This is a genomic window from Lutimaribacter pacificus, from assembly GCF_900142185.1.
Taxonomy (GTDB): Bacteria; Pseudomonadota; Alphaproteobacteria; order Rhodobacterales; family Rhodobacteraceae; genus Lutimaribacter; species Lutimaribacter pacificus.
Window position 1 is genome coordinate 317,528 of record NZ_FQZZ01000004.1, and the last position, 21,249, is coordinate 338,776.

21 protein-coding genes are annotated in these 21,249 nt (G+C 66.3%); 5 read left to right on the forward strand and 16 right to left on the reverse strand.

Annotated elements, in window-relative coordinates:
• Positions 1–22: 22 nt before the first annotated feature.
• Both F3H87_RS12975 and F3H87_RS12980 read right to left on the reverse strand, forming a co-directional pair.
• A complete protein-coding gene (locus F3H87_RS12975) occupies positions 23–976 on the reverse strand; it encodes a dihydrodipicolinate synthase family protein (protein ID WP_149788304.1) in 954 nt (317 codons plus the stop codon).
• Positions 973–3,120: a xanthine dehydrogenase family protein molybdopterin-binding subunit gene (locus F3H87_RS12980; RefSeq protein WP_223228057.1), complete on the reverse strand. Its 2,148-nt coding sequence runs from the start codon at positions 3,118–3,120 to the stop codon at positions 973–975. Before F3H87_RS12980 ends, F3H87_RS12975 begins: the two co-directional genes overlap by 4 nt.
• Positions 3,121–3,253: 133 nt before the next feature.
• Here F3H87_RS12980 and F3H87_RS12985 point away from each other — a divergent pair, with 133 nt between their 5' ends.
• A complete protein-coding gene (locus tag F3H87_RS12985) occupies positions 3,254–4,144 on the forward strand; it encodes a LysR family transcriptional regulator (RefSeq protein WP_149788302.1) in 891 nt (296 codons plus the stop codon).
• Here F3H87_RS12985 and F3H87_RS12990 read toward each other — a convergent pair.
• Genes F3H87_RS12990 through F3H87_RS13025 form a run of 8 tightly spaced genes read right to left on the reverse strand, consistent with a single transcriptional unit; the run spans position 4,141 to position 12,422 of the window.
• The gene (locus F3H87_RS12990) at positions 4,141–4,863 is read right to left on the reverse strand and encodes an SDR family NAD(P)-dependent oxidoreductase (protein WP_149788301.1); all 723 of its coding nucleotides are present in this window, start codon (positions 4,861–4,863) and stop codon (positions 4,141–4,143) included. The genes F3H87_RS12985 and F3H87_RS12990 overlap by 4 nt on opposite strands.
• Positions 4,860–5,639, reverse strand: a complete 780-nt coding sequence (locus tag F3H87_RS12995) for a cyclase family protein (protein WP_149788300.1) — start codon at positions 5,637–5,639, stop codon at positions 4,860–4,862. Before F3H87_RS12995 ends, F3H87_RS12990 begins: the two co-directional genes overlap by 4 nt.
• Positions 5,636–6,874 (reverse strand): SDR family NAD(P)-dependent oxidoreductase, encoded by a 1,239-nt coding sequence (locus tag F3H87_RS13000; protein ID WP_149788299.1) that lies wholly within the window; start codon positions 6,872–6,874, stop codon positions 5,636–5,638. The genes F3H87_RS12995 and F3H87_RS13000 overlap by 4 nt, the downstream gene beginning before the upstream one ends.
• Positions 6,871–8,037, reverse strand: a complete 1,167-nt coding sequence (locus F3H87_RS13005; protein WP_149788298.1) for a thiolase family protein — start codon at positions 8,035–8,037, stop codon at positions 6,871–6,873. Before F3H87_RS13005 ends, F3H87_RS13000 begins: the two co-directional genes overlap by 4 nt.
• On the reverse strand, positions 8,034–9,650 hold the full coding sequence (locus F3H87_RS13010) for an AMP-binding protein (RefSeq protein ID WP_149788297.1): 1,617 nt from the start codon (positions 9,648–9,650) through the stop codon (positions 8,034–8,036). The genes F3H87_RS13005 and F3H87_RS13010 overlap by 4 nt, the downstream gene beginning before the upstream one ends.
• On the reverse strand, positions 9,647–10,126 hold the full coding sequence (locus F3H87_RS13015) for an aromatic-ring-hydroxylating dioxygenase subunit beta (protein ID WP_149788296.1): 480 nt from the start codon (positions 10,124–10,126) through the stop codon (positions 9,647–9,649). Before F3H87_RS13015 ends, F3H87_RS13010 begins: the two co-directional genes overlap by 4 nt.
• Entirely contained in the window at positions 10,123–11,463 is a 1,341-nt protein-coding gene (locus tag F3H87_RS13020; RefSeq protein ID WP_149788295.1) for an aromatic ring-hydroxylating dioxygenase subunit alpha, read from the reverse strand. The genes F3H87_RS13015 and F3H87_RS13020 overlap by 4 nt, the downstream gene beginning before the upstream one ends.
• A gap of 11 nt (positions 11,464–11,474) precedes the next feature.
• On the reverse strand, positions 11,475–12,422 hold the full coding sequence (locus F3H87_RS13025) for a PDR/VanB family oxidoreductase (RefSeq protein WP_149788294.1): 948 nt from the start codon (positions 12,420–12,422) through the stop codon (positions 11,475–11,477).
• A 140-nt stretch (positions 12,423–12,562) separates the two neighbouring features.
• On the opposite strand from F3H87_RS13025, the gene F3H87_RS13030 reads away from it, so the two are divergent.
• Positions 12,563–13,045, forward strand: a complete 483-nt coding sequence (locus F3H87_RS13030; protein ID WP_149788293.1) for a MarR family winged helix-turn-helix transcriptional regulator — start codon at positions 12,563–12,565, stop codon at positions 13,043–13,045.
• A 7-nt stretch (positions 13,046–13,052) separates the two neighbouring features.
• Here the strand turns inward: F3H87_RS13030 and F3H87_RS13035 are convergent, their stop codons facing one another.
• The gene (locus tag F3H87_RS13035; RefSeq protein WP_149788292.1) at positions 13,053–14,282 is read right to left on the reverse strand and encodes a cytochrome P450; all 1,230 of its coding nucleotides are present in this window, start codon (positions 14,280–14,282) and stop codon (positions 13,053–13,055) included.
• Between the two features lie 167 nt (positions 14,283–14,449).
• Between F3H87_RS13035 and F3H87_RS13040 the strand changes: the two genes are divergently transcribed.
• The 3 genes from F3H87_RS13040 to F3H87_RS13050 are packed head-to-tail and all read left to right on the forward strand — an operon-like array spanning position 14,450 to position 17,338.
• Entirely contained in the window at positions 14,450–15,466 is a 1,017-nt protein-coding gene (locus F3H87_RS13040; RefSeq protein WP_149788291.1) for a TRAP transporter substrate-binding protein, read from the forward strand.
• Between the two features lie 56 nt (positions 15,467–15,522).
• A complete protein-coding gene (locus F3H87_RS13045; RefSeq protein ID WP_149788290.1) occupies positions 15,523–16,032 on the forward strand; it encodes a TRAP transporter small permease in 510 nt (169 codons plus the stop codon).
• Positions 16,025–17,338, forward strand: coding sequence for a TRAP transporter large permease (locus F3H87_RS13050; protein WP_149788289.1), 1,314 nt, complete (start codon positions 16,025–16,027; stop codon positions 17,336–17,338). The genes F3H87_RS13045 and F3H87_RS13050 overlap by 8 nt, the downstream gene beginning before the upstream one ends.
• Before the next feature lie 3 nt (positions 17,339–17,341).
• Here the strand turns inward: F3H87_RS13050 and ureG are convergent, their stop codons facing one another.
• The 5 genes from ureG to F3H87_RS13075 all read right to left on the reverse strand — a co-directional run bounded on the left by ureG (position 17,342) and on the right by F3H87_RS13075 (position 21,237).
• Positions 17,342–17,974 (reverse strand): urease accessory protein UreG, encoded by a 633-nt coding sequence (ureG, locus tag F3H87_RS13055; protein ID WP_149788288.1) that lies wholly within the window; start codon positions 17,972–17,974, stop codon positions 17,342–17,344.
• Positions 17,971–18,615, reverse strand: a complete 645-nt coding sequence (locus F3H87_RS13060; protein ID WP_149788595.1) for an urease accessory protein UreF — start codon at positions 18,613–18,615, stop codon at positions 17,971–17,973. Before F3H87_RS13060 ends, ureG begins: the two co-directional genes overlap by 4 nt.
• On the reverse strand, positions 18,605–19,096 hold the full coding sequence (gene ureE, locus F3H87_RS13065; protein WP_149788287.1) for an urease accessory protein UreE: 492 nt from the start codon (positions 19,094–19,096) through the stop codon (positions 18,605–18,607). The genes F3H87_RS13060 and ureE overlap by 11 nt, the downstream gene beginning before the upstream one ends.
• Before the next feature lie 9 nt (positions 19,097–19,105).
• Positions 19,106–20,866, reverse strand: a complete 1,761-nt coding sequence (ureC, locus tag F3H87_RS13070) for an urease subunit alpha (RefSeq protein ID WP_149788286.1) — start codon at positions 20,864–20,866, stop codon at positions 19,106–19,108.
• A gap of 62 nt (positions 20,867–20,928) precedes the next feature.
• Positions 20,929–21,237: an urease subunit beta gene (locus F3H87_RS13075; RefSeq protein WP_149788285.1), complete on the reverse strand. Its 309-nt coding sequence runs from the start codon at positions 21,235–21,237 to the stop codon at positions 20,929–20,931.
• Positions 21,238–21,249: the final 12 nt, after the last annotated feature.

Consider the following 21,249-nt stretch of genomic DNA (forward strand, 5'->3'; position numbering starts at 1 on the left):
CTTTCATAACTCGCGGGCCCTGTCACATTCCGAGCCCGCAAGCCTCGAACGCCGCGCGTGTCGCGGCCCTTTCTTCATCGGTCAGTTCCAGCATCGGCGCGCGCACATGGCCGCCGGTCTGGCCCAGCAGGTCCTGCCAGTATTTCTGATGCGCGTGCGGTTTCTCGGCCGGGCGGGTGGATTTCAGCGCCTGGCGCACCGGCTGCAGGCTGTCCCAGACCTTGCGCGCCGCATCGGCCTTTCCGGCAAGGGCAAGCTCGGTATAGTCTTTCATCCGCCGGTCCTGCGCGGTCTGGATCAGGTAGGGCGGGGACGAGCAGAGATAAAGCTGCCAGCCCAGTTCCAGTATGTTGTCCAGCCATTCCTCTTCGCTGGCGGTGGAAACCAGAATCTTGTCGCCCGCCAGTTCGGTCAGGCGCTTATACATCTCGCGCGGGACGGAATACTTGATCGCCACCACCGTTTCGATCTCGGCCAGCCGCGCGCACAGTTCCGGCGACATCAGGTAGCCGCTGTCGGGATGCGACCAGAGCGCGATACCGATATCCACCTTTTCCGCGATGGTTTCGTAATAGCGGATCAGGGTTTCGTCCTGTTCTTTCAGAAAATGCAGGACGGGCGCGTGCACCACGATGTAATCGGCGCCGCACTCCTGCGCGTGGCGCGCAAGGTCGATCACCACGTCCATGTTCTGGTCCGAGCACGACATGATCGTCTGCGCCTTGTCGCCCGCACACTCCACCGCCAGGTCGAAACAGCGTTTGCGCTCGTCCAGCGACATCGAAAAGAACTCGCCCTGTTTGCCGGCGATGAAGAACCCGTCGATGCCCAGATCGTCGATCCAGTGTGCCATGTTGGCGCGAAATCCGTCCTCGTCCATCGCGCCGTCGGCACGGAACGGCATCAGCGCCGCGGCCCAGATGCCGCGCATGGTTTCGCGCGAGTGGGATTTGGCGTCCTTGCGGGAATATTTCATGTCATCTCCTCGGGGGTGTTGATCGCGCGCCACAGCGTTTCCGACGTTGCGGGCAGCGGCAGATCCTTGTCGGTGAAGGGCAGGATCGCGTCCTGCAATGCGTTCAGAACGGCGGGCGGAATGGCGATGCACCCGGCCTCGCCCACGCCCTTGGCGCCCAGCGGGTTGGCCGCGCTGGGGGTGGGCAACTTGTCCAGCGTCACAGCGCGCGGCATGTCCGCGGCGCGGGGCACGGCGTAATCCATCAGGCTGCCGGTCAGCAATTGCCCGTCGCCGTCATAGGCCACGCGCTCGGACAGCACGCAGCCCAGCCCCTGCGCCAGCCCGCCCCATAGCTGGCCCTCGACCAGCAGCGGGTTCACGACATGGCCGGCATCGTCGATCCAGGTGATATCCTCGACCGTGGCGCGGCCGGTGTCGGGGTCGATGGCAACCTGCGCCAGCGCCGCGCCGCTGGCCCATGCCTCGTGCGGGGCGGTGAATGTCTCTTCGGCCAGGCGCGCGGCTTCGGGCAGGCGGGCGGCGATGTCGGCCCAGCCCAGATGGGTGCCGTGCACCCACACACCATCGGGATCGCTTTCCATCCGGTCGATCCCCAGCGCCGCGGCGATCTGCGCGCGCAGCTTTTCCGACGCCCGCATCATCGCGCTGCCGCCGATCGCGGTCGAGCGGCTGGCCAGAGCACCGATGCCATCGGGCAGGTCAGCCGTATCGCCCTCGCCCACCGCGACCCGGTCGGGTGTCACGCCCAGTGCCTCGGCCACGATCTGCGCCCAGGCGGTCTGCCGCCCCTGCCCCTGCGCCGAACTGCCGGTGTGGGCCGCGAACGCCCCGTCCGGCAACAATGCGACGCGCGCGGTTTCCCAGCCCTGCCCGCAGGGTTCGATATAAAGCGCGGTGCCGATGCCCACGACTTCGCCCGCGGCGCGGCGGGTGGCCTGAACCGCGCGCTTTTGCGCGTAAACCGCGCGATTTTCCAGCGCATCCAGCAGCGCGGCGTAATCGCCCGTGTCGATCCATTCGCCCGTCACACCCGGCCCCGGGTTGCGCCCGTCGCGCAGGTTGCGGCGGCGGATCTCCAGCGGATCGCACCCCGCCGCATGGGCCGCCTTGTCGACCAGCCGTTCGATCAGCATCGCCGCCTCGGGCCGCCCGGCGCCCCGGTAGATGTTCATCGGCGCGGTGGCGCTGAAGCCCGCGTCCAGATCCACCGAAACCGCCGGAATGGCATAAGGCCCCGGCAGGATACGCCCGGCGTTGCGCGCGGGCGCGTAGGCGCTGTAGGGCGTCCAGCTTCCCAGATCGAAATGCAGCTGCGCCTCCAGCGCGGTGAAACGCCCGTCACCATCGCAATCCAGCGTGCCCGACGAGGCCGCGCCGCGCCCCTGCGTGGCGGCCATGAAATCGTCGGACCGCGTGGCGGCCCATTTGACCGGGCGGCCCAGATCGCGCGCGGCAAGGGCCACCATGACGTCCTCGGGGTAGATCGAGGCCTTACCGCCAAAGGCGCCGCCCACATCGGGCGCGATCACCTGCACCAGGTCCGGCGCGATGTTCAAAATGCGCGCCAGATCGTCCCGCCCGCGAAAGGGGGTTTGCGTCGACATCCACACGCGCAGGCCATCGCCCACCGGCTCGGCCAGGCAGGCGCGGGGTTCCAGCGCAAAAGGGGCGACGCGGGCGTGATCGACCCGGGCAGCGATCCGGTGGGCCGCGTTCGCCGTGGCTTTGCCACCCTGCCAACGGGCGACAGTTTGCGGCCGGTCCGGGGTTTCACCGTCCTCGATATCCAGCCAGATGGCTTCGGCCGCATCGCGGGCGGCCTCGCGCGTTTCGGCAACGATCGCGGCGACGGGCTGGCCCACGGAAGTAACGCGATCCCGTGCCAGAATATCGAAGGGGCGCACAGGCGCGTCCGGGATCAGGCGGTTGACCGCAGAGGCGCCGGTATCGCCCAGATCGGCAGCGGTATAGACGGCAAGAACCCCCGGCATGTCACGCGCATCCGCCACTTCGAGCGTGGTAATCGCTCCCGCGGCGACCGTGCTGCGCAGGAACTCGGCGAAAACACAGCCCTCGGGCGCGATATCGTCGACGAACCGGCCCTGCCCGCGCAAGAGCGCAGGGTCTTCACGCCGGGGCATGGCCCGCCCGATCCAGCGACGCGCGCCGGTTCTGTTGTCGCTTCCATCCATACGACCATTAGGCCGCAGGCAATTTCATAGGGCAATCACGACATGATCTATAAATTCATAAGCCATATGATATAAAAGCTCCATGAAGATCACCCTGCGCCAGATCGAAGCCTTCCGCGCCGTGACCGAGCTTGGCAGCTTTTCACGCGCGGCCGAGCGGCTGGATACCTCGCAGCCCGCGCTGTCGCAGGTGATCCGCGACCTGGAAAGCGCGCTTGGCACCCGGCTGTTCGACCGCACGACGCGGCGGGTGGACCTGACCGAGGCGGGCACGGCCTTTGCCGCCTCGGCGCTGGCGGGCCTGGACGAGATCGGCCGCGCGGTCGAGCAGGTGCAGGATCTGCGCCTGTTGCGGCGCGGCACGGTGCGGGTGGCCGCCCCGCCGTTGCTGGCATGGACGGCGCTGCCACGGGCGCTGGCCGGGATCGCGGAGAACCATCCGGGGCTGGAGGTCAGGATCGCCGACCTGGGCACCGACGCGATCATGGAGCAGGTGCGCGGCGGGCAGGCCGACCTGGGGCTGGGCACCTTCCCGCCAGCTGCGGACGGGTTCGACCGGCTGCCCGTTCTGCGCGACGAGCTGATGGCCTTTGTTCCGTCCGGGGACGGGCCGGACCGCATGGGCTGGACGGCGCTGGCCGGGCTGGACCTGATCACGCTGACCCGCGAAAGCGGCATCCGCCTGCTGACCGAGGTTGGATTCGAAACCGCGCAACTGCCGCTGCGGCCACGTTACGAGGTGCACCAGATCGGCACGGCGCTGGCGCTGGTGGCCGGGGGGCTGGGCTGCGCGGTGCTGCCCGCCTATGCCCGCGCGGCGGTGGGCACCCGGCCGATCCGCGCCGTGCCGCTGACCGACCCGGTGATCGCGCGCGAGATCACGCTGATCACCGCGCGCGACCGGTCGCTGTCGCCCGCCACGGTGGCGGTGCGCGGCGTGATCCGGCAGGTGCTGCGCGCGATGGCCGGTTAAAGGCTGATCGTGCCCACGCTGGCCCCGCCGCAGACATAAAGAACCTGCCCGGTGACAAACCCGGTTTCCGGCGCGCAGAAGAACAGGAAGGCGTTCGAGACATCCGCCGTCGTGCCAAGGCGGCCGACGGGGATGCGGCCCGCCAGTTCCACCTCGCGGTCCGATCCCTTGGGGATGATACCCCAGAAATTGTCGGTCTGGATCGGCCCCGGCGCCACCACGTTCACGGTGATCCCGTGCGGCGCCAGCTCCAGCGCCCAGGTGCGCGCCATGCCGATCATGCCCGCCTTGGTCGCGGCATAGGCGGTGCGCGTCGGCACGCCCAGCGCGGCGCGCGAGCCGTTGAACAGCACCCGGCCAAAGCGGCGTTCCTTCATCCCCGGCAGCACCGCCTTGAGCAGCGTCAGCGCCGCGCCGAGATGTAGCTGCGCAAGGCCGGTGATGTCGCCGGGCTCGGCCGCTTCCACGAGGTTTGGCCAGATCAGCCCGGCATTGTGGATCAGGTGGGTCACGCCCCGGCCGGCCAGTTGCGCCGCGGTGGCCGAAACTGCATCGGCATCCAGCAGGTCGACAGGCAGGGTTTCGAAGCGGTCATGGGTGAAACCGGGTGCATTGCGCGACAGGTTGATCACACGGTAGCCGCGATCCAGCAGGCGTTGCGCAAGGTCCAGCCCGATGCCTTTCGACGCCCCGGTGATGACGGCGGTATACTCGGTCATTGCGATCCTCCGGGCACGAGGGCCAGCACCCTGAGCGGGCTGCCGGTGCCGCCCCTGATCTTGAGCGGCGGCGCGATCAGCACCGCGCCCGTGGGCGGCAAAAGGTCGAGGTTGCACAGGCATTGCAGCCCGTATTTGCCCGCCCCGTGCAACAGGAAATGCGCGGGATAAGGCGGGTCGTAATGCGCGCCCTGCCCGGCATCGGTGCCCACGCATTCGGTGCCGAAACCGCGAATGTCGCGCTCCAGCAGCAGGCGGATCGCATCGGGGGTGGGGCCGGGGGAATGCGGCCCGTCTTCGGCCATGTTCAGGTATTCGGCCCCGGTCCGTTGCGACCAGTCGGTGCGCATCAGCACCCAGGCCCCGGCGGGGATGGGGCCGTGTTCGGCCTCCCACGCGGCGATGATTTCGGGGGTCAGTTCGAAATCGTCGTCCTGCGCCGTGCCTGCGGAACAGTCGATCACGCAGACCGGGCCGATCAGGTGTTCGGCGGGGATTTCATCGACCGCGCCGCCGGGCCAGTCGCGCCCCGAAACCCAGTGGATCGGCGCGTCGAAATGCGTGCCGGTATGTTCGTTCAGCGTGAGGTTGTGCCATTTCCATGCCGGGCCGCGATGGTCATAGGCGCTGACCTCTTCCATCCGAAACCGGGCGCATTGCGCGAATTCGGGCGGCAGCACGATCACCGGGAAATCGGGATCGAGCCGGTGGGTCAGGTCCACCACCCGCACGTCGCCACCGGCCAGCGCGCCGGTCAGTCGGTCAAGCACGCTCATGCTCCGCCCCCCGTGATTTCGCGTTCCAACAGGCCCGGATCGCTGCGCCAGCGGTCGGCCAGGTCGCGGGCCACGTCGCCGCAAAAGATATCCTCAAGCCCCTGTTGCAGCCCGTCCACGACGGCGCGGGCCAGCGCCTTTGGCGCGACCTTCGGCGGCGGCAAAGGCTGGTGCCACTCATCCTCGGTCGGGCCGGTATAGACGCAGGCCATGCGCAGGCCCGAGGGCGCGAATTCCGCGCGCAGCGTCTGCGCGACCGAACGCGCGGCGGCCTGGCTGGCGTTGAACGCGCCATAGGCCGGATCGGGCGACAGGGCGTGCGCCGACAGGATCGTGACGAAGGCCGCCGCCGAGTTGACGCCATCCGCCGTGCGCCCGGCCATACCGGGGCCGAATGCCTGCGCCAGACGCATCAGGCCCAGCGCGTTCACCTCCATCTCGTCGCGGGCAGCGGTGGTGTCGTGGCCCAGCACACCGCCGGGGCGGATATGGCGGGCGGTGTTGATCAGGATATCGACCTTGCCGCCGATCTCGGACGCGGCCTCTTTCAGGCTTTGCGGGTCGGTCACGTCGAGCGGCAGGAGGCTGACATTCTCCAGCCCGTCCAGCGCCGACAACCCGTGCGGGCGGCGCCACATCTCGGGCACGCCGGCAAAGACATGCGCCGCCCCCGCCGCGAAAAGCGCGTCGATCAGCGGGCGGGTCACCGGGTGGGTGGCGTCCGAGATCAGGACGCGGCGGTGTTTCGGGTGCGTGCCCATCGCGCGCAGTACCGGGTCGTCTTCCATATCGTCGCTCCTGTGTTCCGGGAGGGCCACCATCACGCCCTGCCCCGCGCGGTCCAGCCTGAGATCGACCCGCACCCTGTCGCCGCGCCCGACGCCCACCAGATGCGCCAGCACCACCGGCCCGGCCTTGAGCTGCACGCTGCCCATGCGCCAGGGCAGGCGTTCGCGGAAATACGGATCGGGCGAGGCGTGGATGCGGGTTTCGGCCAGCAACTTTCCATACGGCTTCGTATCTTTCCAGGACAGGTCGTGCGACAGGCAGGCATGGCAGGCGTCGCGCGGGGGATACTGCACCGCGCCGCATTCGCCGCAATGCTGCAGGGCAAACCGCCCTTCGGCCGCAGCGACCGAGAGGCCCAGCGCGGCGCGCGAACGCATCGCCGGCGGCAGGGTGGGCACAACCGTGCGTTTCTGCGGGTCTTTCTTTTTCGGGTATGGCAGGGTCATGCGGCGCCCTCCAGTATCGCCACGCCGGAACAGACGCCGCGATCGTAATTCACCATGCCAAAGCCCGATACCATCGCCAGCCGCGCATCGGCCACCTGTGTCGGCCCGGCCTGCCCGGTGACCTGGCGGATCGCTTCGACCATGCCAAGGTATCCGCCCGCAGCCCCGGCCTGACCCGTCGACAATTGCCCGCCGCTGGTGTTGTGGGGGAAATCGCCGCCGATCGTCAGGTCATGGGTGCGCACGAATTCCGCGCCGCCGCCCTTTTCGCAGAAACCCAGATCCTCGATCTGCATCATCGAGATCACGGGGTAATCGTCATAGGTTTGCAGCAGGTCCATATCCTGCGGCCCGCACCCGGCCTGCGCATAAAGCGTGTCGATATCCACCGCCCAGCCGCCGCGCAGTTGCACCGGGTCACCAGCATAGGCGTTGTGGCGTTCGATACTGCCGCGAATGCGGGCGAAGGGCAGGTTGCGGCGCAGCGCCTCGTCCTCGCGCATGACAAGGAACGCCTCGACCCCGGCGCAGGGCATCACGCAGTCGAACAGCGCCACGGGGTCCGAGATCATGCGGGCGTTCAGGTAGTCATCGAGGCTGAGCGGCTTTTTCATCAGCGCGTGCGGGTTGCGCAGGGCGTTGGCACGCTGGGCCACGGCAATGCGGCCGAAATCTTCGCGCCGGGCGCCGTATTCTGCCATGTAGGCGTCCATGATCAGCGCGAATGTCGCGTTCGGCCCGCCGTAGCCGTACGGGTATGCGGCATCGAGCGAAAAGCGCGAAAAAGCCGAAAGCAATTGCCGAAAACTGTCGATGCGGTTGGCATCGCCGGCGACGCAGGCCACGATATCGGCATCGCCCGCCTGCACGGCACGGGCGGCGCGGCGGGCAGCGACGACGCCGCTGGCCCCGCCCATCGGGATGGTATCGAGGTAACGGAGGCTGAGGCCCAGATGCTGCGCCAGCCCCACGGGCGTGTCGGGAAAAAGCGTGAAGGAACTGACCGACAGCCCGTCGATCTGCCCCGGCTTCAGCCCCGCCGCATCCAGCGTACCGCGCAGGCCCCGCGCGATCCACCAATGGGCGGTTTCGTTGGAATAGCGCACATAGGGCACCGTGACCGGGCAGGTCAGAACGATACCGTCATAGGGGGCGCCGCTCATGCCGCGCTCCGTTTTTTCAGGGGACGCTGGTCGTGGGTTCCGGGCGCGGCCAGCAGGTCAGCGGCCATCGCCTTTAGCTGGCCACGCTGGATTTTCTGGGTTGCGGTCAGTGGCAGCGCATCGACGAACGCGATGTATCCCGGCGCCTTGTAATAGGCGAGCTGCGTCAGGCACCAGCGCGTGATATCCCCGGCCAGTTCGGCAGACGGATCATCGACGACAAGGCAGGCGAACACCTCGTCCCCGCGCACCGGGTCGGGCACGGCGGCCACCGCGGCCGAGCGGATGGCGGGGTGGCGCATCAGCAGCGATTCCACCTCGACCGCGGCGATATTTTCGCCCGAGCGGCGGATCACGTTCTTCTTGCGGTCGACAAAGAACATGGACCCGTCCGGGTCTTGCCGCACGATGTCGCCGGTGTGGAACCAGCCGCCTTCCCATGCCTCGGCCGTGGCGGCGGGGTTCTTGTAATACTCGGCGAAAAAACCCCGGCGCGGATCGTCGCCCGCGTGGCGCACCAGCAATTCGCCGGGCGCGCCGCCGGTGTCGTTGCCATGTTCGTCGGTGATGCGTATTTCCAGCTCCGGGCCCGGCTTGCCCAGGCAGCTTTCGCCGACGCGGCGCGGTAGGTCGTTGGCGCAGATCACCGCACCCGCGCCCGTTTCGGTCATCGCCCATGCCTCGACCAAGGGAAAGCCGAACCGTGCCTCGAAGGTTTCGTGCAGCTTGGGATCGACACCGGCGCCGAAACCGAACCTTACCGTATGGTTCCTGTCATCCGGGCTTTCGGGCATCCCCATCAGCATCGAGGGCATGACGCCAAGGTAATGCAGGCAGGTGGCGCGGCTGTCGCGCACCGATTGCCACCATGTGCGCGGGTGGAACCGGTCCAGCACCGTCAGGCAGCCGCCCACGGCAATCATCGCCATCAGCGAATAGGCCATCGCGTTCATGTGAAAGATCGGCAGCGGGGTGATCATCCGCTCGCCTTCGGTGGACAGCGCGCAAAGCCCGCCCGCCCCGGCATACCAGCGACCGGCCATCAGGAAATACTCGTTCGGCAGCACACAGCCCTTGGGTTGCCCCGTGGTGCCCGAGGTGTAAAGCATTGCGGCTTCGGCTTTTTCGCCCAAGCCCTGCGCCAGTTGCGCACCGGCGCGGGGGCCGGGCAACGGATCGTCCGGCGTGACGACAGGCATCACGATGCCGGCCTCTTTCGCGGCTTGCGAAAGCTCCGTTACCCGCGACGGGATCGCCACGGCAAGGGCAGGCTCGGCATGGCCGATCATATAGGTCAGCTCGGCCGCGCGCAGGTCGGGGTTCACCGGAACGATGGACGCGCCGATCCTGTTGAGCGCGAGGAACCACAGGAAGAACGCGGGCCGGTTTTCCAGCAGGACCATGACGCGGTGCCCCGCGCCATAGCCTGCCTGCGCCAGTGTATCGGCAATGGCATCCACCTGCGCCAGAACCATACTGTATGGTATACTCTCGGCTGCGATCCCGTAAACTTTGGCGGTTTCCGGCAAAACGGACAGCATATCGCGGTCCGGCCAGCGCGCGGCGCTGGCGGCAAAGGCCGCGTGAATACTGGGGCAACCGGCCGCAATCATGGCAGAAGCTGGATATTGCCGAAGGCCGCGTCGCAGTTCAGCAGGTCGACCCGCTTGTTCGCGATACGCAGCTTGCCATCGACCAGCGTCAGCTCATGCGTGGCGGTCAGCGCCAGCAGGAACTGGTCGTCCAGCCGCGTTTCCACGTAATGCATGCTGGTGTTGGTGACATAACGGTCCGCGCCTTCGTCCATCTCGTCTACAAACGGGCGCTGGATCACGTGGTGGCAGCGGCTTTTGGGTTTCTGACTGAAGGTGCGCGCACCGTTCAGACGCTCGACCCGCAGTTTCAGCATGAACATATCCTCGTAAAGCAGCGAGGTCACGTGAAGCGGATCTTCCTGCTTCCAGTCCAGCGGCATCCAGTAGTGCCCGTCGGGCAGCCACAGGTCCAGCCAGTCGTCATAGCGGCCTTCGTCCAGCATCCGGGCCTCGGCATAGATGAAATCGATCAGGTCATCGCGCGTGATGGTCATTCGGCTGCCTCCTTGCCGCCCATGTCGGCGGTCATGAACCTGACCCAGGCATGGAACTGGTTGCGCATCTGGCGTTCGGTGGTGCCGTTCTCGACCCGCTCTTCGTCGAAATCCTCGTCCTCTTCATAGAGGCGCTGAACATTGACCCATTCCAATCCGTCGACATGCAGCCCCTCTTGCGCGCGTTCGTACATTTCCAGGTCGTCATGCCCCACGATCGAGGTGGGGGCGTTGATCATCCGGTTATACATCGCCGTGCGCGCGGTCAGCTCGTCCGGCGCATCGACAAGGCGATAGATATAGCTTTCCACCAGCGTCTTGTCGGCGGCCAGCGGGATGAAGACGCGCAATTGCTGGATCGGCCCCTTGATCATGATGTTGGGGAAATAGACGGTGTTGTGCCGGTTCTCCGCCAGGATCGCCTTTGCCTTGTCCTCGCCATAGGCATCGACCAGCTTTTCGAAATAGCCCGGAATGGCCGAGTAATCCGAGTGGATCGAATGATGCACGCCGGTGTGCCCGTGCCCGTTGGGCCAGGTGCGGATGCCCATGTTTTCGAAGAATTCATAGGGCGACATGAAGGGGGCGATGATCTCCATCGCGGGCGGTTTCGGATCATCCTCGGAATAGCCGAGTTCCTTCCAGATCCGCACGGCGGTGCCTGCACTGCTTTCATGGGCCACCATCGGATGGCAGGTGTCGGTCTGGTTCTCGACCAGCATTTTCCAGTTGCACTGGTGCATGTAGCGCAGCGGCGGGCCCGCGACCTCCAACCGGCCGGCGGGCGAACGGTCGATCATGTTGTCGAGCGACGAGAGCGCGCCGCCAAAGAATTCTTCGAAGGAGATCCCCTCTTCGGCCAGACGCGCGAAAACGAAGCCGCGGTAATTGTGCACCGCGCCCACCGCCTTCATGCCGTTGCCGGTTTTCTGATCCTCCAGCCCGGTGCCCTCGTAGCCCTTTTTCAGCGGGATCGCCAAAAGGCAGCCATCGGTCTTGAACGACCAGGCGTGATAGGGGCAGCGAAAGAACTTGCCGGTATTCCCGGTGCGGTCGATGGCGATCTTGGTGCCCTTGTGCGGGCAGCGGTTGTAGAGAACCTTGATCTCGTTATCCGTATGCCGGACCATGATCACCGGCTGGTCGCCGACCTGCGTGGTGAAATAATCGCCCTTGTTCGGGGTCTGGCTGTCATGGCCGACGAACACCCAGGCGTTGGCGAAAAGATGTTTCATCTCCAGCCGGAAAACCTCGGGGTCGATATAGACATCGCGGTGCACTTCGCGCCCGCGCACAAGGGCTGCGACCGCTTGCGGATTGTCGGTGTAACGTCCCATTTCGTCCTCCCTTACAGGTCCAGGACCAGCCGCGCGGATTTCGCCCGGCTGACACAGATTTGCATGACCTTGCCTTCGGCCTTTTCGGCGTCCGACAGCACAACGTCGCGGTGGTCGGGCGTGCCCTCGCTCACCTCGGTCTGGCAGATGCCGCAATCGCCGCGCTGGCAATCGTAGATCAGGTCGATCCCACCTTCCTCGAGCACTTCGATGATCGACTTGCCCGGCGGGATGGTGAAGGTCTGCCCGGTCGAGGCGATCTGAACCTCGAAGGGCTGGTCCCCCGCCTGCCCCGCGCCGCCATTGTCGAACAACTCCACATGCACGCGGTCGGCGGGGATGCCCGCGGCCTCGGCCTTTGAGCGCGCCGCGTCGATCATCCCCTTGGGGCCGCAGATATAGAGGTGCCGGTCGCCCACACCCCCGATCAGCGTATCGAGGTCGAGCGCAGAGTCGTCGTCGTCGCAATGGATATGCAGATCACCGCCCAGCATCCCGGCCAGCTCCTCACCATACGCCATCGCATCGCGGCAGCGCCCGGCATAATGCAGCGCGACGGGCGTGCCCGCCGCCCTGAGCGCGGCAGCCATCGAGATCATCGGGGTGATCCCGATCCCGCCCGCCAGCAGCACCGCGGGCGCGTCGGGCGTGACGGGAAAATCGCATTTCGGTGCGGCGGCCTGCACCTCGTCGCCCTCGGCCAGCGCGTGCATGAATGCGGAGCCGCCCGCGCCATCCTCTTCCCGCTGAACGGCGATGGTATACTGGCCGGGCGCGTCGCACGCGTCATCCCACGCGATCAGCGAATAGGCCCGGTCGCCGCCATCCACATCGACACGTATATGCGCGCCGGCCGCCCATGCGGGCAGGGCGGCGCCCTGCGGGGCGGTCAGCGTGAATTCGGAAATCCGCCCGGTCAGCGGCCGTATCCGTGTCACGCGCAGCGTCTGTTTCGTCATGATCGCGTCTCCCTTGTCAATAAGTATGAAAATTCATATAAATTCGGTCAAGACTTTTCTTTCCGCCGTTTTGCCGGCCCTTTTCGTTGACTTTTCGGGTATTTCCCGCTTTTGGAGGGGCCCGCGACAAAGGACATGCAATGCAGGACAGCCCCGCGATCGAGCAGGATATCGAAGATCGGGACGAGGGATTCGTCTCGAACTACCTGCTGTATCTGCTGGCCGCGGCAAGCGAGGCGGCAAGCGCCCAGTTCCACGCCCGGGTGCGCAAGACCGGGCTGCGCGTGCCGGAATGGCGGGTGCTGGCCTGGCTGCACGACCGCGATGGCGAGATGATCACGCGGCTGGCCCGGATATCGCTGATCGAACAGTCGCGCCTGACCAAGATCATCATCCAGATGGAGGAGCGCGGGCTGGTCACCCGGCAGGGCGACGCGCAGGACCGCCGCCGCGTCCGCGTCTGGCTGACCGACACGGGGCGGAGCCTGTCGGCAACGCTGGTCGAAGAGGCCCGCCTGCATGAGGCGCGGCTGCTGTCGATCCTCGAAGGCGGCGATGGCGCGCGGCTGAAACCCGCGCTGGCCGCGCTACTGGAAACGCTGGACCCCGAAAGCCGGGAATAGGCGGCCGCTATCCCATCACCGCCGGCAGTTTCGCATAGCCCCGGAACCGCATCCGCCCGCCCAGTTCACGCCCTTCGGCGATCCGATAATTCGGAAAACGGTTCAGAAGGCGGCCGATGGCGATCCGCCCCTCAAGCCGCGCCAGCGTCAGACCGACACAGACATGCGGCCCCCCGGCGAATGCCAGGTGACGGTTGGGTTTGCGGGTGATGTCGAACCTTTGCGGATCGTCGAAAACCGCCGGATCGCGGTTCGCCGCGCCGATCACCAGGTGCAGGTTGGTGCCTTTCGGCACGCTCAGCCCGTCGATTTCGATGTCTTGCGTGGTTTCGCGATTGCCAAGCTGGTTGGGCGAGGCGTAGCGCAGGAACTCCTCGATCGCGGGGGCGATCAGGGCCGGGTCGTCCAGCAGGCGCGCCTTTTCCTGCGGATGGTCGCCCAGCAGCGCCAGCCCGTTGCCGATGAGGTTGGTCGTCGTCTCGTGGCCCGCGTTCAGGATGAAGATGCAGTTCTGCAAAAGCTCAATCTCGCTAAGCTGTGCATCGGCCCCTTCGCCGCGGATCAGCCGGGTCAGAACGTCGGTTTCGGGGTCGCCGGGGCTGGCCCGCCGGCGGGCGACCAGATCCTCCAGGTAGGTCTTGAACTCGGTCACGCTGTCATGCCCGCGCTTGAGTTGCGCGTCGCTCAGCGTGGGTTCCAGCGCGCCGAGGATCGCCAGCGACCAGTCGCGCAGCGGGCCGCGTTCGTCCATCGGCACGTCCAGAAGGTTGCCGATGATCTGGATCGGAATCGAACTGGCGAAATCCTCGATCAGGTCGACCCGATCCTTGCCCGCCATCCGGTCCAGCAGGTGATCCACCGTGGCGATCAGCCCCGGCTCCACCCGCTGGATCGCGCGGGGTGTCAGCGCCGAGGTCATGATCTTGCGCACCCGCGTATGCAGCGGCGGATCGCTGAACACCAGCGAGGTGGTGTGATGTTCGTAAAGCGGGCTGCCCGCCCCGAATTTCGGTGCAAAGGCCACCTTCTTGTCCGAGGAATACAGTCCCGTATCCTTGTAGATCCGCTCCAGGTCGGCATGGCGCGACAGCAGGACCGACCCGTCCGGCTGCGGCAGGACCGGGGCGTGCTCCAACAGGGCGGCATACCAGGGGAACGGGTCGTCCACGAACCCGGCCGGCGGCGCGGCCAGGTCGAATGCGCGGACCTTGTCGGCGGTTATCTGCGGCGCGGTCATGGCGTCCTCCCTTCGGGTTGTACGGTCAGCAATTTCTTGACAGAAAAACCGACCGTGTGGTCGATTTTACAAAATACAGGTTCACAAGCCAGTGATTCTGTGGATATATGAAATTGCATATAATAGCCGGACGCAACCGATCCGGCACACAAACGGGAGGTAAGAAGATGAAACTGACCAAGCTCATGGCCAGCGCCGCGCTTGCCGTGGCCGCCGCCACCGCCAGCTTTGCCGAGGAAAACCTGGTGATTTCCAGCTGGCTGCCGCCGGCACATCCGATCAACACCGAGATGCTGCAGGGCCTTGCCGACATGATGGCCGAGGCCACGGGCGGCGAGGTGACCGCCGAGATCAAGATGGGCCTTGCCCCGCCGCCAGCGCAGATGGACCTGGTGATGGACGGCGCGGCGGACGTGACGATCATCTTTCACGGCTACCAGCCGGGCCGTTTCGTGGCCACCAAGCTGATCGAACTGCCGGGCTACGAGGGCAATGCCGAGGCGGCCTCGGTCGCCTACTGGCGTGTGCACGAGGCGCATCTGGCGCAGATCGACGAACATCGCGGCGTCAAGCTGATCGGCCTGACCACCCATGGCCCCGGCCAAATCCATTCGAACAAGGAGGTCGCAACGCTCGACGATCTTAACGGGCTGAAAACCCGCCTGGGCGGCGGCGTGTCGGCCGATGTCGGCGCCGAGCTGGGCCTTGTCGGCATCCAGGTGCCCGCGCCCAAGGTCTATGAAACGCTCGACAGCGGCGCGGCCGATGCCGTGGCAATGAACATGGGCGAGCGCATCAGCTTCAAGCTGAACGAGGTTGCCAAGAACGTCTATGAAATGCCCGGCGGGTTCTATCGCGGCTCCTTCGCCGTGCTGATGAGCCAGGAGCGTTTCGACAGCCTGCCCGAGGCCGCGCAGAAGGCGCTTGAGGATAACGTGTTCGGCGAGCCCTTCAGCCGCATGATGGGCAAGGCATGGGATGTCAGCGACGACAGCGCCCGCGAGGCGACCCTGGCGGCGGGTGACAACAAGATCGTCACCGCCTCCGGGGAAGACCAGGCGAAATTCGCCGAGATGGCTGCCCGCGTGCGCGAAAAGATCCTGGCCGAGATCGCCGAAACCGGCATCGACGCCCAGGCCGCGTATGAGATGGTCAAGGCCGAAATGGCCAAGGCATCCATGTAAACCCACGCGGACGGGGCCGCCGCGCGCGGCCCCGCCCCCCAATCCGGGCCGCCCGCATGATCCTGCTGAAACGCCTTGCCCAGCTGGCCGCCGTTCTTCCCATCCTTGTCGCCTCGATCGCGCTTTTCGCGCTGATGGTTCTGACATTCTGCGATGTGATCCTGCGGTCGGCCTTCAACGCGCCCATCGAGGCGGCGACCGAACTGACCCGCATCGCCATCGCGGTGATCGTGTTCTCGGCCCTGCCGCTGCTGTCCGCACGCGGGCAGCATATCTCGGTCGATCTGCTGGACCCGATCTTTGCCCGGTTCCGCCTTGCGCGGTGGCGCGACGGGATCGTCAACCTGGCCTGTGGCGTGATGCTGTATTTCCCGGCCAGCCGTGTGGTCGACCTGGCCCAGCGCGCGCGCAGCTATGGCGACCAGACCGAATACCTGAACATCCCGACCTACCTTATCGGGTGGTTCATCGCGATCATGAGCTTTGCCACCGCGCTGGTGCTGATCCTGCGCGGCGCCGTGATCCTGTTTGCCCCCTCCAAGCTGAGACTGATCCGTAATGACTGAATCGCTTATCGGTTTCGCCGCCGTTCTTGTGCTGGTGCTGCTGCGTATGCCCATCGCCTTTGCCATGGGGCTGGTGGGGCTGGTCGGCTACATGATCGAAACCAGCTGGCGCGGCGCGATCTCGATGGCGGCGCGGCTGATCATCGACACCAGCCAGGATTACGGGCTGTCCGTCGTCCCGCTGTTCATCCTGATGGGGCTGTTCGTGAACAAGGGCGGTATCAGCCGCGAGCTTTATGCGGTTTCCAACGCCTTTCTGGGCCATATGCGCGGCGGTCTGGCGATGGCGACCATCGTGGCCTGCGGCGGTTTCGCTGCGATCTCGGGCTCGTCGCTGGCGACGGCGGCGACCATGTCCAAGGTCGCAATGCCGGAAATGCGCAAGTTCGGCTATTCCGACGGGTTGTCCACCGCCTCGATCGCGGCGGGCGGCACGCTGGGCATCCTGATCCCGCCCAGCGTGATCCTGGTGATCTATGGCATCCTGACCGAAACCTCGATCGGGCAATTGTTCATCGCCGGCATCATTCCCGGCGCGCTTGGCATCCTGTTCTACCTGGTCGCCGTGCGCATCACCGTCGCCCGCGACCCCGACTCCGGCCCCGCCGGCACCCGCACCGACTGGGCCGGGCGCTGGAAAGCGATCAAGGGCGTCTGGGCGGTCTTGCTGCTGTTCGGGCTGGTGATCGGCGGGCTTTACGGCATCCTGGATTTCTGGCCGATCCATCTGACATTCTCGCCGACCGAGGCGGCCGGCATGGGCGCGATGGGTGCATTCCTTATCGCGCTGCTGCGTGGCAGCCTGTCCCTGACGGATATCCGCGAGGTGCTGGCGGAAACCACGATGACCACCGCCTCGCTGTTCGCGGTGCTGATCGGGGCGTGGATCTTTTCCAACTTTGTCAACATCGCCGGTCTGCCCGAGGCGCTGAGCGCGATGGTCGGAAACCTCGGCCTGTCGCCATGGATGGTGATGGCGGTGATCCTGCTGATCTACATCATCCTGGGCTGCGTGTTCGAAAGCCTGTCGATGCTGCTGCTGACCGTGCCGATCTTTTTCCCGCTGGTGACGGGGCTGGGTTTCGATCCGGTGTGGTTCGGCATCATCGTGGTCGTGGTTACGGAAATCAGCCTGATCACCCCGCCCGTGGGGCTGAACGTCTTTGTCCTGAAAGGCGTGGTCGGCGACGTGTCGACCGGCACGATCTTCAAGGGGGTCACGCCGTTCTGGGCGATGGATATCGTGCGGCTGGCACTGTTGCTGGCGGTGCCGGGGCTGGTGCTCTACCTGCCCTCCTTGATGTAGGCGCTATTCGGCGGCGTTCCGCGCCGCCAGCCCCGCAAGCGCGACGATCTGCGCCACGACGGCATCCACCCCTTCCCCGTGGCGCAGCGCGGTAAAGACGAAGGGCCGCCCGCCGCGCATCCGCGTGGCATCGCGCTCCATCACCTCAAGCGATGCGCCGACATGCGGGGCAAGGTCGGTCTTGTTGATGACCAGCAGGTCGGATTTCGTGATCGCCGGCCCGCCCTTGCGCGGGATCTCCTCACCCGCGGCCACGTCGATGACATAGAGCGTCAGGTCGGCCAGTTCCGGGCTGAAGGTGGCCGACAGGTTGTCGCCGCCGCTTTCGATCAGCACGATTTCCACATCCGGGTGCCGCGCCACCATTTCCGCCACGGCGGCAAGGTTGATGCTGGCATCCTCGCGGATCGCGGTGTGCGGGCAGCCGCCTGTTTCCACACCGATCACCCGGTCGGCGGGCAGAATCTGCATCCGCATCAGCGCCTCGGCATCCTCTTGCGTGTAGATATCGTTGGTGATCACGCCGATGGAGAACCGGGTCTTCAGCACCTCGGCAAGGCGCGCGGTCAGCGTCGTCTTGCCCGCCCCCACCGGGCCGCCGATACCGATCCGCAGGGGGCCGTTCATTTTCGTCATGACTGGAACAACCTCGTCTCAAGGGTTTCGTGCCGCATCGCCGCGATGTCGGACAGGAAACAGGTGGAATGAATGTCACCGGGCGTCAGCCCGCGTGTCTCGTCCGCGATCCGGGTGCAAAGCGGGATCAGCGCCGCCAGCACCCGCTGCCCCTCGGTCTGGCCCAGCGGGATCAGCCGGATCGCGGCCGAGGTCAGGTTCGACACGAAGGCATGAAGGTAAAGCGCCACCGCCTCTCCCTCCGGTATCCCCGCCTGCCGTGCCGCCGCGCCGACCGCCAGCGGCAGCAGGATGGGCGGCACATCCAGCCCCCAGACCGTGTTGACGGCCTGCGCGAATGCCGCGCCCTGCCGTTCCGCCTCGCGCAGGCGTTCGGCGCTGGCGGCAAAGGCGCGCGCCTGCGCGTCGAGCGCCGGGAGCGCAGCACCATCAGCCCCCATCGCGCAGCTAAGCCAGATCGCATCCGACCGCCCGGTGCCTTCGGTCAGCACATCCGTCAGCCATTCCTGCAGCGCATCCGCATCCCGCAGCCATCCCGCCTGCACCGCCGCCTCCAGCCCGTGCGAATAGGCGAAGGCCCCGATGGGAAAGCTGGGCGACAGCCATTGCGCCAGCGTCAGCAGGCGGGGATCAGTGGGCATGACCATGCGAATGGTCATGGGCGCTGTGGCCGTGTTCATGCGCGTGGGTGCGGCCATGACCATAGGCGCCGCCCTCGGGCGTGAACGGCTCCTGCCCCTCGGTCACGGTGGCGTCGAGATGCGCCAGCATATGCGCAATCACCGGATCGCGCTGGATCAGCAGGCGCCCGGTTTCCACCTGGCAGGGCGTGTGGCGGTTGCCGATATGCCATGCCAGCCGCGCCAGGTTCTCCCCGGTCACGATCAGCACAGGCTCGTCCGCCGCCGCGACTGCGACCAGCCTGCCATCGTTCAGCGCCAGCGCGTCGCCGGGGTTCAGCGACGTGGTCTGTTCAAGGTCCACCACGAAGGGCGTTCCGTCATCCGTCACCAGCCGTTTGCGGCGCAGGAACCGCGCGTCGTAATCCAGCGTGACGGTGGCGGCATCGCCCGACCAGTGTCCGGCACGGTAAAGGGTCTGGGCAAGGGGAAGGTCGGTCATCTGGTTACCTCAGAACAGGAAATAGCGTTGCGCCATCGGCAGCACTTCGGCCGGCTGGCAGGTCAGCAACTCGCCATCGGCGCGCACCTCGTAGGTTTCGGGGTTCACCTCGATCTCGGGGCGGGCGTCGTTCAGGATCAGGTCGCGCTTGCCGATGCCGCGGGTATCGGACACCGCAAGCGTCCGCTTGGCCAGCCCCAGCCGTTCGCCGATCCCGTCGGCCTGCGCCGCGCCCGAGACAAAGGTGACGGCCGAGTTTTCCACCGAGCGGCCATAGGCCCCGAACATCGGCCGGGAATAGACCGGCTGCGGCGTGGGAATGCTGGCATTGGGGTCGCCCATCTGCGCCATCACGATCGAGCCGCCCAGCAGCACCATCTCGGGCTTCACCCCGAAAAAGGCCGGGTTCCACAGCACAAGGTCGGCGCGTTTGCCCTGCTCGATACTGCCGATATGATCCGACACGCCATGCGCGATGGCGGGGTTGATGGTGTATTTCGCCACGTAGCGGCGCACGCGGTAATTGTCGTTCTCGCCCTGCTCCTCGGGCAGCCGGCCGCGCTGCTTCTTCATCTTGTCGGCGGTCTGCCAGGTGCGGATGATCACCTCGCCCACGCGGCCCATCGCCTGGCTGTCCGACGCGATGATGCTGAAGGCGCCCATGTCGTGCAGGATATCCTCGGCCGCGATGGTTTCGCGCCGGATGCGGCTTTCGGCAAAGGCCACATCCTCGGGGATCGACTTGTCGAGGTGGTGGCACACCATGAGCATGTCGAGATGTTCCTCGATCGTGTTCACGGTAAACGGTCGCGTCGGGTTGGTCGAGCTGGGCAGAACATGCGCCTCGCCGCAGATTTTGATAATGTCCGGCGCATGGCCACCGCCTGCGCCCTCGGTATGGAAGGCATGGATGGTGCGGCCCTGCATGGCCTTGACCGTATGCTCGACAAAGCCGGATTCGTTCAGCGTGTCGGTATGGATCATCACCTGAACGTCCCAATCGTCGGCGACCGTCAGGCAGCAATCTATGGCGGCGGGGGTGGTGCCCCAGTCCTCATGCAGTTTCAGCGCGCAGGCCCCGGCCCTTATCTGTTCCTCCAGCGCGGCGGGCAGGCTGGCATTGCCCTTGCCCGCGAAGGCCAGGTTCATCGGAAAGGCATCCGCCGCCTGCAGCATCCGCCCGATATGCCACGGCCCCGGCGTGCAGGTGGTGGCCAGCGTCCCGTGCGCGGGCCCGGTGCCGCCGCCCAGCATGGTGGTCAGCCCCGAATGCAGCGCATCCTCGATCTGCTGCGGGCAGATGAAATGGATATGGCTGTCGAACCCGCCCGCCGTGAGGATGCGCCCCTCGCCGGCGATTACCTCGGTCCCCGGTCCGACGACGATGGTCACACCGGGCTGCGTGTCGGGGTTGCCCGCCTTGCCGATGGCGGCGATACGCCCGTCCTTCAGCCCCACATCCGCCTTCACGATCCCCCAGTGATCGACGATCAGCGCGTTGGTGATCACGGTATCCACCGCGCCCTGCGCCCGCGTCGCCTGGGATTGCCCCATGCCGTCGCGGATCACCTTGCCGCCGCCGAACTTGACCTCTTCGCCATAGGACAGCGCGTTACCGCCCTGCCCGCCGGTCATGGCCGCGCCGACCGCCTCGGCGGTCAGGTCGCGTTCGACCTCGATGATCAGGTCGGTATCGGCAAGGCGCAGCCGGTCGCCCACGGTGGGGCCGAACATGGCGGCGTAATCGGCGCGTCTGATCTGGGTCGGCATGTCATGCACTCCTGTTCGGTGGGGTGGCGGGCCGGGCCCGCCCTGCAACTTCGCGGCGGTGGTCAGTCAAGTTCGCCCATGACCCGCTGGTTGAAGCCATAGATGCGCCGCGCGCCCGCGATCGGGATCAGGCACACCTCGCGCCGCTGGCCGGGTTCGAACCGCACCGCCGTACCCGCCGCGATATCGAGCCGGTGACCGCGTGCGGCGGTCCGGTCGAAATCGAGCGCCGGGTTGGCTTCGGCAAAGTGATAGTGGCTGCCTACCTGCACGGGCCGGTCGCCGGTATTGGCCACCATCAGGGTGATCGCCTCGCGCCCGGGATTGAGCGTCAGCTCGCCCGCCGCGGGGAAAAGTTCGCCGGGGATCATCGCGCCACCCCC

Bases quoted from the DNA above. Each gene is read 5' to 3' on its own strand.
- F3H87_RS12975 (WP_149788304.1), bottom strand. From the start codon at position 976: ATGAAATATTCCCGCAAGGACGCCAAATCCCACTCGCGCGAAACCATG.
- F3H87_RS12980 (WP_223228057.1), bottom strand. From the start codon at position 3,120: ATGCCCCGGCGTGAAGACCCTGCGCTCTTGCGCGGGCAGGGCCGGTTC.
- F3H87_RS12985 (WP_149788302.1), top strand. From the start codon at position 3,254: ATGAAGATCACCCTGCGCCAGATCGAAGCCTTCCGCGCCGTGACCGAG.
- F3H87_RS12990 (WP_149788301.1), bottom strand. From the start codon at position 4,863: ATGACCGAGTATACCGCCGTCATCACCGGGGCGTCGAAAGGCATCGGG.
- F3H87_RS12995 (WP_149788300.1), bottom strand. From the start codon at position 5,639: ATGAGCGTGCTTGACCGACTGACCGGCGCGCTGGCCGGTGGCGACGTG.
- F3H87_RS13000 (WP_149788299.1), bottom strand. From the start codon at position 6,874: ATGACCCTGCCATACCCGAAAAAGAAAGACCCGCAGAAACGCACGGTT.
- F3H87_RS13005 (WP_149788298.1), bottom strand. From the start codon at position 8,037: ATGAGCGGCGCCCCCTATGACGGTATCGTTCTGACCTGCCCGGTCACG.
- F3H87_RS13010 (WP_149788297.1), bottom strand. From the start codon at position 9,650: ATGATTGCGGCCGGTTGCCCCAGTATTCACGCGGCCTTTGCCGCCAGC.
- F3H87_RS13015 (WP_149788296.1), bottom strand. From the start codon at position 10,126: ATGACCATCACGCGCGATGACCTGATCGATTTCATCTATGCCGAGGCC.
- F3H87_RS13020 (WP_149788295.1), bottom strand. From the start codon at position 11,463: ATGGGACGTTACACCGACAATCCGCAAGCGGTCGCAGCCCTTGTGCGC.
- F3H87_RS13025 (WP_149788294.1), bottom strand. From the start codon at position 12,422: ATGACGAAACAGACGCTGCGCGTGACACGGATACGGCCGCTGACCGGG.
- F3H87_RS13030 (WP_149788293.1), top strand. From the start codon at position 12,563: ATGCAGGACAGCCCCGCGATCGAGCAGGATATCGAAGATCGGGACGAG.
- F3H87_RS13035 (WP_149788292.1), bottom strand. From the start codon at position 14,282: ATGACCGCGCCGCAGATAACCGCCGACAAGGTCCGCGCATTCGACCTG.
- F3H87_RS13040 (WP_149788291.1), top strand. From the start codon at position 14,450: ATGAAACTGACCAAGCTCATGGCCAGCGCCGCGCTTGCCGTGGCCGCC.
- F3H87_RS13045 (WP_149788290.1), top strand. From the start codon at position 15,523: ATGATCCTGCTGAAACGCCTTGCCCAGCTGGCCGCCGTTCTTCCCATC.
- F3H87_RS13050 (WP_149788289.1), top strand. From the start codon at position 16,025: ATGACTGAATCGCTTATCGGTTTCGCCGCCGTTCTTGTGCTGGTGCTG.
- ureG (WP_149788288.1), bottom strand. From the start codon at position 17,974: ATGACGAAAATGAACGGCCCCCTGCGGATCGGTATCGGCGGCCCGGTG.
- F3H87_RS13060 (WP_149788595.1), bottom strand. From the start codon at position 18,615: ATGCCCACTGATCCCCGCCTGCTGACGCTGGCGCAATGGCTGTCGCCC.
- ureE (WP_149788287.1), bottom strand. From the start codon at position 19,096: ATGACCGACCTTCCCCTTGCCCAGACCCTTTACCGTGCCGGACACTGG.
- ureC (WP_149788286.1), bottom strand. From the start codon at position 20,866: ATGCCGACCCAGATCAGACGCGCCGATTACGCCGCCATGTTCGGCCCC.
- F3H87_RS13075 (WP_149788285.1), bottom strand. From the start codon at position 21,237: ATGATCCCCGGCGAACTTTTCCCCGCGGCGGGCGAGCTGACGCTCAAT.